Genomic DNA, 16,663 nt, shown 5'->3' on the forward strand with positions numbered 1-16,663 from the left:
AACGCCGTCATTCGAGCCTGGGTTTTAAAAATCCAGTTGACTTCGAACGGGCAGCTACCCTATCTTAACTATGTGTCCATTTTTTTAGGGGAAGACCACAGACTGGTTTGGCAGTGGAATCAAGGAAGTCGACAATGGGTTTTGCCATCAATGGTTGGCCGGCTATGCCTGGAATGAATACAACATGATTGTTCTTGATTGGAATAGCGCAATTCCCGAAAGACATGTTTCCCAGCACTTTTACGGGATTGCCTGGTATCGATATTATGGCCCTGTGGGACATTCATTTTTTACATCATCAGCACTGGGCCTTTCTTCCATAAATGCCTATCATTACGATGGCTATGGGCCGGGGCTATTGGTCGGAGGTGGATATGAATTCGGACGCCATTTTCAGGTTGAGGGTTGTATAACCGGTGGCAGAATTTTAACGAGTAATTTTGATTCCAATGTTATACATTTAGGCGTTGTCCTCACTGCTATTTTATATTAAGCCTAATCGACCCATTAGACCCGACACCACATTAGGCACTCTTTCCTAAAATACCCAATGTGCTGTCAGATCTCTGTCGAAGATCCTGACGAAGGAAGGACACTTGACAGCACACATTCTTTAGTCCCCTCTCGAGAGGGGATTTAGGGGTGTGTAAATCAGGTCGCAAATACAAATAACACACCCCGCCCTCCGAAGACTCCGGGCACCCCTCTCAAGAGGGGATAAAGAACTAAAAAGGGCGGGTTGGAAACCCGCCCCCACAATGATTATTGGTATTTATGCCCGAAGGTTATCCTCGGAAAAAGCCTGTTCCAGTTTGGGATCGGTGAAAATACCGTCCTTCCGGATAAGCTTGTTGTCGAAATAAATTTCACCGCCGCCGTAATCCTTGCGCTGGATAAGCACCAGGTCCCAGTGAATGGCCGAGACATTGCCGTTGGGCGCTTCATCATAGCAGCAACCGGGGGTCAGATGAATCGAGCCGCGAATCTTTTCATCGAACAATGTATCCTTCATCGGGTGCATTACGAAAGGGTTGACGCCGATGGCGAACTCGCCGACATAGCGGGCGTTTTCATCGGTATCGAGAACCTTGTTCATTTTGTCCTGGAACGAAGATGAGGTGGCCTTGATGATCTTGCCGTCCTTGAAAGTGAAGCTGATATCGTTGAAAACGTAACCATCATGCAAAGAAGGCGTGTTGTAGGTAATCGTGCCGTTGATCGAATTCCTTACCGGCGCGGTGTAAACTTCGCCGTCGGGGATATTGCGCTGCCCATCGCACTTGACCACCGGAATACCCTTGATGGAAAAAGTCAGGTCGGTGCCGGGTCCGACAATATGCACCTTGTCGGTTTTATTGACCAGTTTGACCAGCGGGTCCATCGCTTTGGACATTTTGGCATAGTTGAGATTGCAGACATCATAGTAGAAATCTTCGAATTTCTCCTGAGATGTTTCGGCCAGCTGTGCCATGGCATTGTTGGGAAAACGCATCACACACCAGCGGGTCCGTTTGACGCGTTCCTCGAGATGCACCGGTTTATAGAATATTTTCTGGAATTTAGACATCTGTTTGGCCGGGATATCGGCCAGGTCGAACGGATTTTCCGATCCGCGGAGACCAAGATAGGCCGCCGATTTTTTCATCATATCAAGATGAAAGTTGGCCATCATCTGCATCTGCTCATCGGTGGCCGATTTGAGAAACTGACGGGAAATCGATTCATCATTGTAATACCAGAAGGTCATGGCGCCTTTTTGGGTGGCATATTTGACGATCTCTTTGCCCAGTTCAAGCGTCTGAAGACCCTTTATTTCGAGATATAGAATCTCGCCCTTCTTGAGTTTGACCGAATAATCAAGCAGGTTCTTGGCCAGTATTTCGTTTCGTTTGTCTTTCATAGCATAGTTCCTTTCAACATTTGCGTAAACATAATGCAAAACGGGGCTCTTGGCAAGAGAAGTAAAACCAATAAAATTTTGCGGAAAGTGAACTTCTGACTCGTAATGTTGTTTTTGTGAGTATATGACCACTATGCGCAAAAACGGAATATATATCGGGACTTCAGGTTACAGTTATAAGGACTGGCTGGGCAATTTCTATCCCCAATTCTGCCCGTCGGCTGACTTTTTGCGGTTTTATGCGACGGTCTTCAACACCGTGGAAATCGATTCGACCTATTATCGGATCCCCCGCAAGGACAGTGTTGCGAAGTGGTACAAGACGACCCCGGATAATTTTGTATTCTCGGCCAAGTTTCCGTCCAGTGTCACCCATGAAGGCGCCATTGAGAGCCGTGTCGAAAACGCCCAAATATTTATGGATGTTATGCGCCGTTTGGAGGACAAGCTTGGCCCGCTGCTGCTTCAATTTCCGTATGGCTTTAAACCGGATGAACATTTTGCCATCATGGAAAAATTGATTTCGATCATGCCGGATGATTTGAAAATTGCGGTCGAGGTGCGCAATAAAAAATGGCTCAAAAAAGATTTTTATGATTTATTGAGCAGCCGCAAAATCACGCTGGCTTTTGTTGATCATCCGTGGATGCCGCGCCTGACCGAGCATACCGGCCGGTTTGCATACATCAGACTGTTGGGCGACCGGGAAAAAATTGATTCCGATTTCAGTTATGTCAGGGTTGACAGGGAAGAGGACCTGAAATGGTGGTCGCATGTATCCGAGGAATACTCGCGGGAACAGGGAGAAGTGTACGCTTATCTCAACAATCATTACAGCGGTCATTCGCCGACCAACGCCCGCCGCTTGATGGAACTGGTCAGTCAGCCCGCCTGATAAAATAAAGCCCATCGTTGTTTCCAACTGTCACAACCGTCGTCTGACCTGCGTATAGTATATGAGGGGCAGGCAAAGCGGATGCTTACGGTTCCGTTGTTTTTAATTGGCATAACCTGAATCTATTTAATATATTAAGATGTATAACAAGAAATCTCAAAGTATGGAAAGCGGGCAAATATGAAACAGTTTTTATGTTTTAAAATACGCGGATACTGGCTCGGGATCAATGTCGAGAATGTTGTCGAGATTGTGAAGCCGACATCCCTTGACGGAACCGATTCGCCGGTGGTCGTCGGCGAAGACAATATCAACTATCACGGCGCTGTTTTGCCGACCGTTCATCTGGCTGATTTACTGCTCGGAGAACAGGTAAAATATGACACTTCCAAGCGCATCCTGGTGTCCCAGCTGAATGATCTCCGGGCGGGTATTATTGTCGATTCGGCAGAGGAAATATTAAATGTCGAAAATGAACAGATCGGGACACCGCCTCCCGGATCAGTACCATTCAACAGTGAATATCTCGACGGGTATATTGGCTTCGAGGATCGGAATATATATCTTATTTCGACTGAAAAATTAGGGGAATTGGTATCGATTTCCTGACCGGCCGGAACGTCTTCAATAGCCTTTTCGTTTCTCTGCCCGGCGCCATCGCCGGCGAACATAATATCTGACGTCATAAATTATTAGTTCCACTCCGGCAAATAAAATATATTATATAACGAGTCAATTATTCCGGGTTTTTGGATATGTCCGAAAAAGCGGTATTAAATATAATATATACGAATATCGGCCGGGGACATCCGTTCTATCTCGACGGCATAGTCCGCTGCCTGAAAAAATCATACAAAAATGAGATCAGCTTAAACATCAAGGATGTTTTTGAATTATCCTCGGGCGTATCATTGCAATTATGGAAAACTGTCCGGGCGCTTTATCATTGCGGCAGCCAGGGTGGGCCTGTCGGCCACATTTATAATATAGTGAGGAAAAGAAATTCTCCGCAGACTTCATCATCGGTTGTAAGACTCATGGCCGGAGATATCCGGAAGTACATAAAAAGCAACCGCCATCCGACCCTGGTGGCACACCCGATACTGGTGCCGATGATTGCCGATCTGGCGCCGGTCTATTATCAGCATGGTGAAAATGCGGTTCCGGCCGAGGCAATAATCAGGGGCGCCAAAAGAATATTTGTTCCGACATCTCAAGCCGCCGCCTTTTTTAGTGAAAGCGGTATCAACAAGGAATCCATTTACACCAGCGGGTTGTGTGTCGAAAACGAATTGACGGAAAAGGCGGAGCAAGATTTTAATGATCGCCTGCGGCGCCTGGAAAGAAAGGATGTTTTGACCGGCGCCTTTTTCTCATCAGGTGCTGAACCGCGGCAACATGTCAGGAAAATTGTTTTAATGATGGCGTCACTGGCAAAGAACGGCCAAAGGGCAATTGTCTTATGCCGCAAAGGCGGCCGGCTGGAAAAAGCGCTGGCCAAAGAAATCGGATTAAACAGCGCTGATTTAGACATAGCCGACGACAATATAAAACAAGTTTTGGAGCGCGAAAATGCTGCGGCCTTTTCTTATAGCAGTCGCTCCGAGGAAATTGAGCTGACCAACCGGCTGTTTTCGTATTTTGATTATTTTGTCGCGCCGTCGCACGAAAGAACCAACTGGGCCCTGGGGCTGGGTTTACCGATGTTTATAGTTCATCCAATTGTCGGAACATTTTCCCCCTTGAATCGTCAGATTTTGCTTGATAACAGGGTGGCGGCAGATATTGACAGCGATAAAAAAGGGGCGGATTTCAGTTCGGTATTGATGGACCTGAATAAAGAAGGTATATTGGCGGGCATGGCTCGAAACGGTTTTGGCAAGTATAATGTTGATGGCTTTCAAAAGATCGCTAAACATCTGGCCGGCGAACTGCTGACACACTGCTGACAAATATGCTGGCCTATTTTAAGAAATATGATCATCGTTTATGGATACTGTGCGGCGGCTGGGTAGCCTCGTCGGTCGGGTTCTCGCTTTCCATACCATTTGTATCGCTTTATTTTCACTCTGAACTGGGCATGTCGCTGACCAGTATTGGTCTGTTCCTGGGAGTCGCGGCTATCATTCGAGCCGCGGCGCAGGGATTGGGCGGAGAGCTATCGGACAGGTTCGGCCGTTATCCGCTGATGGTTCATTCACAAATCGTTCGTTCCATAATATTTTGGATGATGTCATATTCGATTTACGCCAGCTGGGGCTTCTGGGCCATCGGCGGGCTTTTAATTCTGAATTCTATTTTTGGGGCCCTGTTTCAGCCGGCAGCCAATGCCACAGTTGCGGATTTGGTGGATGTCGATGATCGGATCGAAGGATATTCAATAGTTCGGGTGGCGGGCAATTTCGGCTGGGCGGTGGGTCCGGCTATGGGCGGTTTTTTGGCGAGCCATTCATATTCGCTGCTTTTCGTTATTTCAGGTTTTATGACATTGATATCTACCATTATCATTGCGATGTTTCTGCGCGGTATCAAGATGGAGAAGCCCAGTGAGGAGAAGTCACGATTCAGAGATATTTTCAGACTGCGCGGCAACGAATTGATTATCAGGCATGCCCTTTTATTATTTGTGCTGTACCTTGTGGTGGCGCAGTTGATCACACGGTTCTCGCTTTATTCGGTCGATTTTATAGGCATCAGCAAGGTGCAGCTTGGCTATCTTTTCACCCTTAACGGCCTGATAGTAACAGTATTCCAGATACCCACGACACGTCTGCTCAAAGGGACACGACTGACGATTCAGCTTGCCATGGGGGCCATCATTTATGCGGTCGGATATACCATGGTAGGCGCCCTGGCGACATTTCTCGCCTTTGCGATAGCTCTGACCATTGTTACGATGGGCGAAATTTTTATCTCACCGCCGGCGTTGGCTATCGCGGCCAACCTGGCGCCGAAGGGCCGGACCGGACGCTATATGGGAATTTACGGCTTTGCCGTCACCGCGGGGTGGTCGATGGGGCCGCTGCTTGGCAGTGTCCTGCTGGATCTGTTCAAGCCGAATTTTATTTACTCATGGGGCATTATCGGCTGCCTGGCCCTGGCGACATCAATCGGCTTTTTCAGAATGACCCGGTTTATACCGGCCCACCTGAATCTGAAGAGTAACACTAATAAATTATGACAAATTTTCCGATCTGGCTGCCATACTCGGATTCGACCGAGAAGTAATATATCCCTGACGTAACCGCCATGGTATTGCGTGAAACCATATCCCAGGTTTCATGCATACTCCCCGGACTGTCTTCCGGAAAATCATGTTCGATGGTATCGATCAGGTCGCCGTCAATGCTGAAGATGCGGATAGTGCACTTCGCCGGCAGGTTGGTGAAATGGAGCGCCCGGGTTCTTTCGAGAGTTTCCTTCGGCTGCTCCCATCCCTCATAGTACTGGCGGTAATTGCCGTCGATTCGATACGGGTTCGGATAAACGATTACATCAAGTCCGTTTTCCCTCACCAGGCTGTTGTTGTTCTGGGCGAATTCGCGGACATAGACGGTGCTGTCACCGGGATTGGTTTCCAGGGGCGGGAGATTTTTTCCGGGCAAGCCATGATCGAAGGCCGTAATCGATATATAATATGGTACCGATGGAATCAGGTTCTTGAGAACATAGCGGTACTCGAAGTATTTAAGCCGGCCATTCTCGGTGACCTCGTTGGGATAAAACATCCTGGCGGTATCAAGATCAAGTGTCGAAGGGTACGGCTGATCGGGATAAATTTTATGAATTTGAAGAGTGTCGCGATAGTCCGACTGGTTCCAGTCATGGCGGGTGAAGAAATAGAATTCATAATTGCCGCTGCTCTGATTAAGAAAGGCGAATAAATGTTCCTTGTCGTAGTACATCAGCGGATCGAAGTTATCTCCATAATACCACCGCAGGCTTCGCATATCATAGGGTGGCTGCCTGACTATCCATCCCTTCAAAGTAGCGTCGTATTCAAAACGGTCATAATTATCGATATCATAAGAAGTAATCAGCGTAAAATCAGCTACCTGTCCGGAACGCGAGATATAGATGCGATAACCCTCGAAGTCAACTTTTTGAGTGAACTGATCGGGCGTCGTTTCCGACAGAAAACCGTTCCAGCGTATTTCAATTTCACCCTGATTGAACTTGTTGATGCTTGGGAAAGTCCTTACTTCGGGCCTTGTTGGCGGCGCGGCTCCATTCATATCGGGCACACCGTCGCCTTCATAGTACAGGGTATCGCTCCAGGTGCAATTCATGACGGTGTCGAAGATGGTATCGGTCGGAGTGGTCAGGATGGTATCGATCCTGGAAATTTTCGGGTTCATGCAGAAGACCGTATATTTTCCTTTATATCCATCGCCGTCGGTATCGACTCCCGGGTTGTCATAAACCCATGTCGCCCATAAGGTGTTGATTTGAAGGTCGGTGAAGTCGCGCCACTTGATCGGTCTGGTACCCAGTTTATCATCGGCATAAAAATCCTGTCCCCCGACAAAAGCTACGGTAAGGGGAAGGATATCGCCCGGACCAAGATCAAACGGACCGAAAGAAAGAAGATACTTGATTTCCCCGCCGTAGGAAATCTGGCCGGCGTTCTGCGGGGGCGGCAGCCATCCCTCGGTGGTACGATCGATATATGTCTCGGTCTGATTATAATCGAACTCATCAACGGCCATCATATAGTACTTTTCTTCATCGGTCATGGGTGTCCCCATACGCCCGGCAAAAAAACGCCGGACCTTGCCGTCATGCGCTTTTCGCGGTCCCCAATCCTGATCAGGATCCCAGCTTGCAATCCACCAGTTGAAATTGAACTTGATTTCATCGGTGGGCGCGCGAAGAACTTTGGTGGCGACGGCTGAAGTCGGGGAAAACAGACCGGCGTAGGCACCGGTATAAGGATCGGGATCGCCGTCATTATCGGCGGCCCAGACAATATTAAGGGTATCATTATGTCCGGCGATATAACGAGAACGCAGAATATCCTTATAGCCGCAAATGTCGTCATATGGATAATAGCCGTTGGACGACCTCCCAATGTCATTATCAACATACAATCCTATATAAACGTCATGCAAATCACGCAGGGCAATATTGCCTATTTTATAATCGACGATGATAAAGTCTTCGGCATAATCATATCCCCAGGCATAACTGCTCTGGGTGACCTCGAGTCGCAACGGGATATGAAGGCGGTCGGTATAGGCGTCATAACCGGTGAGATCGACATCATCGAGGGTGTCGGTATAAACCGCAATAAAGTCCTGTTGCGACACGGAACTGTCGTATTCGGGAGCGTTGCGGGTGATATTGGAACGATGCTTTATATCACCTTCAGGATACGGAAGGGGCCAGAATTCGTGAATTCCCCAGCCGCCCGCTCCACCGGCGCTTGAAACCAGGGTATCATTTCCGACGATGGCACCGACCCAGAGAGCGGTTTCATACAGATAAATCAACTCAAAGCCATTCGGGTAACTCAGGGAGGGAGCCGATAAGCCGGTCACAGGATCATTCAGGCCGATCCAGTCGGAGTTACCAAGCAGTCCGATGTTGGAAACGGTCATGGAAATTTTGCCGATATTATGAACGGCAATGGTCGCGTAAGGGGGATCATCAATATTGTAGAGGCGTTCCTGAATATCGGATTCATAAAGGCTCCGGCCGGCCGCAATCGCGGTAAGGAGGCAGACGGCGGCTATAATCAATGTCGATATCTTCTTCATTATTCTTCCCTGATTCCTAAGCTACATAATAATGACTATTTTTCCGATCTGGCTGCCCCATTCGGATTCGACCGAATAGTAATAAATGCCCGAGACAACCATCTGTGTATTGCGAGTAATGAGATCCCATCTTTCGTGGGAACTCTGGGGGTATTCGGCGGGGACATTATGATTTATTTCTCGAACCAGGTCACCGTCGATACTGAATATTCTTATTGTGCATACAGGCGGCAAATTGATAAAATGTATGGATCTGGTTCGGTCATCCGGTAAACCGTTCTGCACGACAAGGCGGCCCGTATTATCAATATAATCGCGGCCCTCAAAACCATTTTCTTTATAGTTGCCGTCAATCCTGTATGGATTGGGATAAACGATAACATCCAAACTCTTCGAAACAACTTCGCCGGCCGGATGCTGGGGATATTCGGCGACATAGTTGCGCTGCGGGGGAACCTCGAGTGATTTGAGTCCGCTGGAAGGGGAGCCGTAGTCAAAAGCCGTCACGGCCACATAATAAAGCTGCGAAGGGAGCAGATTTTTCAGGATGTACTCATATTCGTAATATTTAAAAAAGAATCCATCTTCAGTGAGGTCTTCAGGATGGTATATTCTGGCGGAATCAATATTTAGAGTCTGCGGGGGGGCGGCGTCGGGGTACATTTTATGAATCAGGTTCGAATCGGCCAGGTCGGACTGATTGTAGTCCTGAGTCCCGAAATAGTAGGCGGTATCATTGAAAATGAAGGGGTTATCGATGTTGTAGCGCCCCGGGTCGAAATTGTCTCCAAAAAGGTTTTTCAGCGAGTCCAGAGTAAAAGGTATATCCTTGAGTTCCCAAATGGACCGGTCGCGGTTCCACACGAAGCGATTGTAATCCTCAATATCGTATGAAGTCAGCAATGTGAATTCATCAGCGTGGGGGGAATAGGCCATATAGACCCGATAACCTTCAAAGTCGAGTTCATTGCTGAAAACATCCTTATCGGTTTCGGAATAGAAGCCGTTCCAGCGAATAGCCAGCTCTCCCTGATTAAATTCATTTACATAGGGGTATATTTTGCTTTTCACGGTGTCGCCATTGTCATCAAGAACCCACAGCATCGGGGGAGAAGGCGGCGAGGCGCCGCGGAAATCGGGAACGCCGTCACCTTCGTACCAAAGGGTATCGGCGACCGTGTATTCATAACCGCAGGCGGTGTCAATTATTAGCGGGTTCAGTTGCAGGGTATCATAACGGCAGATCAAAAGCGAATCATATCCACAGATGCGGTATTTCCCCTTATATCCGTCACCATCGCTATCGACTCCCGGATTATCATATAACCATGAAGCCCAGATCGAGTTAAGGGCAAGGTCCGAAAAATCCAGTTTCTCATAAAAGACATCGGGACTATAGGGGCTGAAATATTTTTCGAAATCATCCGGTTTGACATGGACATCATCACCCAGAACCCAGGCAAATGACACCGGCAAAACCTCGCCGGGTGAAATATCGAACGGCCCAAACGAAAGAAGGTACCTGGCATCATAACCATCGGCCATATCGGCGGCCCCGGCCGGGGGAGGCAGCCAGCCGTCGGCGGTGTTGTCCCTGGCCACAAACAATTGATCGTAGTCAAATTCTTCATGTCTCATGACATAATATTTGTTGGCATCTCCAAGCGGGGTTCCCATTCGGCCGTTCAGGTTGCGAAAGGGATCGTCCGTGGTTCCGTAGCGACGAGGGCCGAAATCGGTGCTGGCGTCATAATCACCCGCCCACCAGTTGAAGGAATATTTCAGGGAATCGGAGGGCGTTCTGACAACCCGGACGCCGGCGGCGCCGCGGGGGGAATTAACCGTAAAGGCGCCCTGGTCGCTCGGATCGCCGTTATTGTCCGTAATATAGGCGATATTAATGGTATCGATAAAGCCGCATCCGGCTGGGGAAGGAAAGGTGCGCTGGAAGCCGCAAAGATCCTCTCCGTAGCCTTCCGGACCAAAATTGGATTTGTGATGGACATCGCCGTCGACATAGATGGCCATATAGGCCTTATGCAGTTTATCGCGGCCGATATTTTTTATGGAATAGTCAAAAAGAATAAAATCTTCGGCATATTCATAACTCCAGGCATAACTGCGCTGCGTGATTTCAATATTAAGCGGCCGGTGCGGCCGGCCGTCAATGCCGTCAATTTCGACATAGGACGGATTGGTCACGGTGTCGGTATAAACCGCGATAATGTCCTGCTCCGATTTGGCCTCTTCATCGAAATAGGGGTTGGTTCGCTGAATCGAGCGGCGGGCAATTCCGCCGCCGTAAGGATAAGTATCTTCGCCCTGATCCGGCCATAATTCCATAACATAACTGCCGACCCAATCATTGACGCCGATCGATACCAGGGTATCACGGCCGACGATGGCCCCGATCCAGAACCCGGCTACATAAAGATAATTTAACTGCGAGTTTCCCGGGAAAATACATGAAGGAGTTTCCAGGCCCGTTATGGGATCGACCGATACGCCCAGATAACCGCCGGTACCGTACTGACCCATATTACTCACCGTCATCCATACCTGGCCGATTTCATGAATGGCGACCTGCACAAACGGGGCATCTGAAATAGATATCCTGGGGGTCATGGCAAATTTTTTTTCTCCGGGATTTACTTTTTTAAAAGCTGCAGAAGGAGCTTGTGAGGATAGGAATATAACTGCCGCAGCGACACAACAGGATTTTATGACAGCATTTCGAACCATTCTATATATCCGCCCGCAAAACCAAAAAACCTCGATTTAAGAGCACAATTCCCTTTTATTATAACATCAGCAACCTTAACCATGTTTTCATACATCGCATGTAAGATGCCATAAGCAACAAATTTAACCCATTTCCCGCCTGATTGCAAGGGGCAAAATCGCGGGAGCCGAATTAATAAGGCCCGGGATAATAATCACTCTTATCCCGGGCCGCAGTTTGATTTAGTATTCAGTCAAGGACGACTGTAATTTACATAATAATAACAATTTTCCCGATCTGATTTCCGGCCTCGGATTCGACGGAGTAATAATAAATCCCTGAAACTATGGCCTGAGTATTACGGGTAATCAGATCCCACCGTTCATGAGAGGCCTGTGGCGCTCCCAGCGGCACATCGTGATCAATCTGACGCACCATGTCACCATCAAGCGTGAAAATACGGATGGTGCATTTATTCGGCAGATTAATAAAATGTATCGATCGTGTCCGATCCTCGGGAAATCCCTGTTGCTGTGCCAGACTGTCGGTAAAGGAAGGATAGGTGACATAATCACGTCCCTCAAAGCCATAATCAAGGTACTTTCCGTCAACCCGGTAAGGATTGGGATAAACGATAACATTAAGGCCCTTTGCTTCAACATCCTTCGCCGAATTCAGCGGATATTCGGCGACAAAGTTCTTATTCTTGGGTGTTTCGAGCGAAAGCAGGCCGCTGCTCGGGGAACCATAGTCAAAGGCGGTCACGCTCACATAATGAAGTTGCGAAGGCAGAAGATTTTTCAGAGTAAATTCATATTCATAATATTTGAAATACAGGCCGTCATCGGTCAGTTCCTCGGGATTATGTATTCTGGCCGTATCAATGTTGAGATTAGTCGGGCGTGTCGTTACCTCGGGATAGACCTTATGAATGCCGTTAAGATCGGACAGATCGGACTGGTTCCAATCCTGGCTCGTGAAATAGTAAGCGGTGTCATTCCAGAGAAACGGATTGTCGACATCATATTGTAAAGGATCAAAACCCTGGCCGTAATATTGCTTCAGGGTGTCAACAAGGAACGGTGTATCCTTTAATTCCCAGATTCCGCGATTGCGATTCCAGGTATAACGATTGAAGTCTTCGATATCATAAGAGGCAATCAGCGAATATGATGCGGCCGCCGGAGCAAATGAAAGATAAACACGATAGCCTTCAAAGTCGACCTCGTTGCTGAAAACATCTCTTTCGGTTTCCGACCGCATGCCATTCCAGCGAACCCGGAGAAGACCCTGATTAAATTCGTTGACTGATGGAAGAACCCGGCTGCGCAGGGTGTCGCCGTCATCATTAATGACCCAAAGCTGCGGCGCCGGCGGCGGCGAGGCTCCGCGGAAATCGGGAACCCGATCGCCCTCATAATAAACGGTATCGGCCTGGGTCGCCATATAGCAGGAGGAAGTATCAATCTGCAGAGGGTCATAGGAAATGGTATCATAGCATGTAGTCAGCGTCGAATCATATATGCATATTCTGTATTTGCCGCGATAGCCGTCGCCATCGGAGTCGACACCGGGGTTGTCATAGATCCAGGCGGCCCACATGGCATTTTTGCCAAGGTCGTCAAAATTCAGATAGTCGTAATAGATTTGCGGCTCGTAGGCATTAAATATATTTTTGAAGGCATCACAATTGGTATGGAAATTATCTCCGGCCACATATGCAAAGCTGATGGGCAGGACCTCGCCCGGATCAATATCGAAAGGACCAAAAGAAAGAAGGTAACGAGTATCATAACCGTCCGCGAAGTTCACGGCATTACTTCCGGAAGGTCTCGGCAGCCATCCTTCGGCAGTATGATCCAGCGCTGTAAACAGCTGGTCATAGTCGAATTCCTCATGCCGCATAATATAATACTTGTTCCGGTCTCCTTCCGGGGTTCCCAGAAAGCCGCCAAAATCACGGAAAGGATCATCAAGTGTGCCGGCTTTGCGCGGCCCAAAGTCCTGAGAGGCATCGCCGTTGGAAATCCACCAGTTGAAAGAGTAATTCAACGAGTCGGAAGGTGTCCTGACGACTCTTGTGGCAGTAACCGCAATCAACGAATTTGTCGAGTAAGGACAGACATCGGCGGCCAATTGTTTGCCATCGTTATCGGCGATCCAGGCAATATTGATGGTATCGATAAAATCGCAGCCAAATTCGGACGGTATCGACCGTTTAAATCCGCAGATATCGTCGTCAAAGCCCTCCTGGCTACCCTTCGTCTTGACGTCGGCATCGACATAAATTCCCATGTAGGTTTTTTTTAGGGTTTTGCGACCAATATTCTTGATACCATAATCGAATAAAACGAAATCTTCGGCGTAAGAATAACTCCAGGCAAAGCTGCGCTGAGTAACCTCGATACTAAGAGGCATATGCGGCCGCCCGTCAAAATTATCGATAGCCACATAACCCGGATCAGTGACAGTATCGGTATATAAAGAGATATAATCCTGTTCCGAAATAGCATTGACATCACCGACATTTGTAATCGACCGGCTTATAATAGCCCCGCGCGGGTATGGATCCGGCCACATTTCCCGGGTAAACATCCAGCCATCGGCACCGACCGAAACCAGAGTATCGCGGCCGACGACAGCACCTATCCAGAAACTGCCGGCGAAAAGATACTCCGCCTGGCTGGGGTATGGATATTGACACGAAGGGAGACCTCCATCAGATGCCAGAAAGCCGGTTCCAAAATGACCCTGGTTATTGATGGCCAGGCCGATTCTGCCCACGGTATGAGCATATGCTTCAACATAGGGCGTTTCGGCTGTCACCTTGCCGACAAATTGATTCGCCTCACTCATATCAAACAATGCCCGCCCTGTTGATACATTGAAGCCAAGCAGCAGTGCGATAGTCATTATCGAGAAAATGGAAACGGCTAATCTCGAATATTTCATTTTTCCCTCACGTTTTGTTTATTGACGATTTTTTAACTCCCAAAGTTAGCATAATTGGCTTAAAATTGCAAGTGCCAAAATAGTAAATTTATCAAAAAAAACGTTATATTTCTTCCTCTTATAGCGGAGCTACCCCTTAAAAGAAGACGCATAAGATTTAATAATATTCAAAAGGAAATCATGCTAAATTGAAAAAAATGCGTGCCCTAAGCGGCAGTAAAAGTAATTTGCCAAACACTTTGATCAAAAAATAAAAAACCCCGCCTATAAACAGACGGGGTTAATACAAATGTCCATTTTTCAGGGCCGCTTGAAGGTATCTTCTGGAATCGCCGGGTTTATTTTCAATTCGCTCAGAGTAATTTCCGCGGTTGCTTTGCCGTCGGATTCAATTATGATCGAGAAGGGGATCTTTAGGCCAGAGATATCCCGATAATCGGATATAATATGAGTCAGATTACCCGGACCCATAATTGTGTTGCCAAAAAACATCTTACCGACCGGCAGGTGTGTCTCGGAATCGAGGATCAGTTTAAATGACATGGCGTCGTCCAAAGATGAAATTTTGACAATATCGGCCGGCCGGCCGTTGAAATCTTCAGATTTGACAAAGACAGCTTTGAATTGAGGATTTTCAAGGTCCTGAAATATGCGCATGGTGTTGCGAAATTCATCTTCCTTGGATTCGGCAACCTGCTCGGATGTCATGTCCATGGTATTGCCCGCCTGCTGCATCCAGCCTGTTTCACCATCAGTCACCGTAACAATTTCACCCATGGGCGTATTTACTATTTCCTTGCTTTTATCCGGGAAAACGTTGTATGAAGTGGCGGAAATTGATATTTTTCCCTGGGGCAGAACCAGAGCAATGTCGCTCTTCGAGGATATCGAAGTTACTTTTTTAAAGGACTCAATCCCGCCGCAGGCCCCGGCCGCGGCCTTAAGCAATTCCAGACCCCGGGCCAGCGATTCCTCGTTGACCACGACCTCTTCAGCGACCTCTCCGGAGGGAATGCTAATATCTATCTGATCCACCCGGCCAAAAGTGGACAGCGGTTGATCGAACTGGTCCTGTATGCCGACCACTACGATGTGCATTTCATCCGGATGAAACCGGCGTTTGGCAACATCGATAACATCGGCGGCCGTCACTTTTTCAATATTTTCTTTGACGGTATACAGAAAATCCTGCGGGAAATCATAGTAATCATAGGTCATCATACGGTTGATTATTTCGCCCTTGGAATCGAAATTGAAGACAAAAGAATTCAGGTAGCTGGATTTGGCACGCTGTAATTCTTCCTCGGTGGGCGGATCGGTTTGCATCCGGCGAATTTCAGTCATCACCGCCTTAATCGCTTCCGCGGTGGATTCCAGCTTGGTTATTACATAGTTATAATATATTCCGGGAAAGGCAATGTTGGTTGTAAACATACCGCCGGTGGAATAAGCCAGCCCCTTTTTACTGCGAACCTCATTGAACATACGACTGCCGAAGCTTCCACCCAAAACATTATTGGCAACGGTCAGAGCAAAGAAATCGGGATCGCCGGTCAGGCCGCCGATATGACCAATTAATATATTTGACTGGGTGATATTCTCTTTTTCGATATAATGCACACCCGGTTTGAATTCATAATTAACTTCAGGCAGTTTGGGGACTTTTCCGGCCCCCTTGGGCCAATCGCCGAAATATTTTTTGATTTTGGCGGTCATTTCGGCTTTATCAAAATCGCCCCAGACGGCAATCATAACATTCTCGGGAGAGATATATTTATTGTGGAAGTCGATCAGGTCTTCGCGGGTAATGCTGTTGACGGTAGCGTACTCGGTCTGCCGGGCATAAGGTGAATCCGCGCCATAAATGATCTTCTTGAATTCACGGATACACACACTAAAGGGTTCGTCGTTCCGGCTCGAGATCTCGGTTCTCTTCCGATTTTTGGCCAAATCGATCTTATCCTGATTGAACTGCGGATTTCGGAGGATGTCGGCCAGAATTTCCAATCCGGTATCGGAATATTCCGAGAGGATATTCATACCCGCGGTACCACTGGTGGTTCCGATATTAACTTCTATTGATGCGCCGATAGCTTCCAGCGCCTCATCAATTTCATCACCGCTCATGCGCGCCGTCCCGCCGGTTCGCATGACGTCACCGGTGATTTCCCCGAGGCCGATCTTGTCGGCCGGATCGAGAAAACTTCCGGCCGCCAGGAAAACATTGGCACGGACCACGGGTAATTCATGGTCCTCGAGTATATACAGCGTAATCCCATTGGCCAGCGGGATTTTCTCTATATCCGGAATCTCAATGGTGTGAAGAGGGGGGAATTTAATATTATCAATCGTTCTGGCCGCATCGACTGCTGGGCCAGTCAACAAGGCGAAAACGATTGAACATAATCCGATTATTTTTATAGCCTTATGCATAT

General features: G+C 47.9%; 10 protein-coding genes. 5 read left to right on the forward strand and 5 right to left on the reverse strand.

Going from position 1 to position 16,663, the window contains the following annotated elements; all coding sequences use genetic code 11:
* Positions 1-154: 154 nt before the first annotated feature.
* Complete coding sequence (locus CVT49_06205; protein ID PKK83840.1) at positions 155-493, forward strand: hypothetical protein; 339 nt, start codon at positions 155-157, stop codon at positions 491-493.
* Positions 494-772: 279 nt separating this feature from the next.
* On the opposite strand, the gene CVT49_06210 is transcribed toward CVT49_06205, so the two are convergent.
* Positions 773-1,900, reverse strand: a complete 1,128-nt coding sequence (locus tag CVT49_06210) for an aminopeptidase (GenBank protein PKK83841.1) — start codon at positions 1,898-1,900, stop codon at positions 773-775.
* A gap of 124 nt (positions 1,901-2,024) precedes the next feature.
* Here CVT49_06210 and CVT49_06215 point away from each other — a divergent pair, with 124 nt between their 5' ends.
* From CVT49_06215 to CVT49_06230, 4 genes are all read left to right on the forward strand, one after another.
* Entirely contained in the window at positions 2,025-2,795 is a 771-nt protein-coding gene (locus CVT49_06215; GenBank protein ID PKK83842.1) for a hypothetical protein, read from the forward strand.
* 180 nt (positions 2,796-2,975) lie between these two features.
* The gene (locus CVT49_06220; GenBank protein ID PKK83843.1) at positions 2,976-3,404 is read left to right on the forward strand and encodes a hypothetical protein; all 429 of its coding nucleotides are present in this window, start codon (positions 2,976-2,978) and stop codon (positions 3,402-3,404) included.
* A 146-nt stretch (positions 3,405-3,550) separates the two neighbouring features.
* Entirely contained in the window at positions 3,551-4,744 is a 1,194-nt protein-coding gene (locus CVT49_06225; GenBank protein PKK83844.1) for a hypothetical protein, read from the forward strand.
* Between the two features lie 5 nt (positions 4,745-4,749).
* Positions 4,750-5,976, forward strand: coding sequence for a hypothetical protein (locus CVT49_06230; protein PKK83845.1), 1,227 nt, complete (start codon positions 4,750-4,752; stop codon positions 5,974-5,976).
* On the opposite strand, the gene CVT49_06235 is transcribed toward CVT49_06230, so the two are convergent.
* From CVT49_06235 to CVT49_06250, 4 genes are all read right to left on the reverse strand, one after another.
* Complete coding sequence (locus tag CVT49_06235; GenBank protein PKK83846.1) at positions 5,963-8,554, reverse strand: hypothetical protein; 2,592 nt, start codon at positions 8,552-8,554, stop codon at positions 5,963-5,965. The genes CVT49_06230 and CVT49_06235 overlap by 14 nt on opposite strands.
* Before the next feature lie 21 nt (positions 8,555-8,575).
* Complete coding sequence (locus tag CVT49_06240; GenBank protein PKK83847.1) at positions 8,576-11,296, reverse strand: hypothetical protein; 2,721 nt, start codon at positions 11,294-11,296, stop codon at positions 8,576-8,578.
* Between the two features lie 250 nt (positions 11,297-11,546).
* Complete coding sequence (locus tag CVT49_06245; GenBank protein PKK83848.1) at positions 11,547-14,228, reverse strand: hypothetical protein; 2,682 nt, start codon at positions 14,226-14,228, stop codon at positions 11,547-11,549.
* A 300-nt stretch (positions 14,229-14,528) separates the two neighbouring features.
* On the reverse strand, positions 14,529-16,661 hold the full coding sequence (locus CVT49_06250) for a hypothetical protein (protein ID PKK83849.1): 2,133 nt from the start codon (positions 16,659-16,661) through the stop codon (positions 14,529-14,531).
* Positions 16,662-16,663 lie beyond the last annotated feature (2 nt).

The sequence above is a fragment of the candidate division Zixibacteria bacterium HGW-Zixibacteria-1 genome (assembly GCA_002838945.1).
GTDB lineage: Bacteria > Zixibacteria > MSB-5A5 > GN15 > PGXB01 > PGXB01.

Coding starts and splice junctions, on each gene's coding strand:
- CVT49_06215 (PKK83842.1), top strand. CDS start 2,025: ATGACCACTATGCGCAAAAACGGAATATATATCGGGACTTCAGGTTAC.
- CVT49_06220 (PKK83843.1), top strand. CDS start 2,976: ATGAAACAGTTTTTATGTTTTAAAATACGCGGATACTGGCTCGGGATC.
- CVT49_06230 (PKK83845.1), top strand. CDS start 4,750: ATGCTGGCCTATTTTAAGAAATATGATCATCGTTTATGGATACTGTGC.
- CVT49_06245 (PKK83848.1), bottom strand. CDS start 14,228: ATGAAATATTCGAGATTAGCCGTTTCCATTTTCTCGATAATGACTATC.
- CVT49_06250 (PKK83849.1), bottom strand. CDS start 16,661: ATGCATAAGGCTATAAAAATAATCGGATTATGTTCAATCGTTTTCGCC.
- CVT49_06225 (PKK83844.1), top strand. CDS start 3,551: ATGTCCGAAAAAGCGGTATTAAATATAATATATACGAATATCGGCCGG.
- CVT49_06235 (PKK83846.1), bottom strand. CDS start 8,554: ATGAAGAAGATATCGACATTGATTATAGCCGCCGTCTGCCTCCTTACC.
- CVT49_06240 (PKK83847.1), bottom strand. CDS start 11,296: ATGGTTCGAAATGCTGTCATAAAATCCTGTTGTGTCGCTGCGGCAGTT.
- CVT49_06210 (PKK83841.1), bottom strand. CDS start 1,900: ATGAAAGACAAACGAAACGAAATACTGGCCAAGAACCTGCTTGATTAT.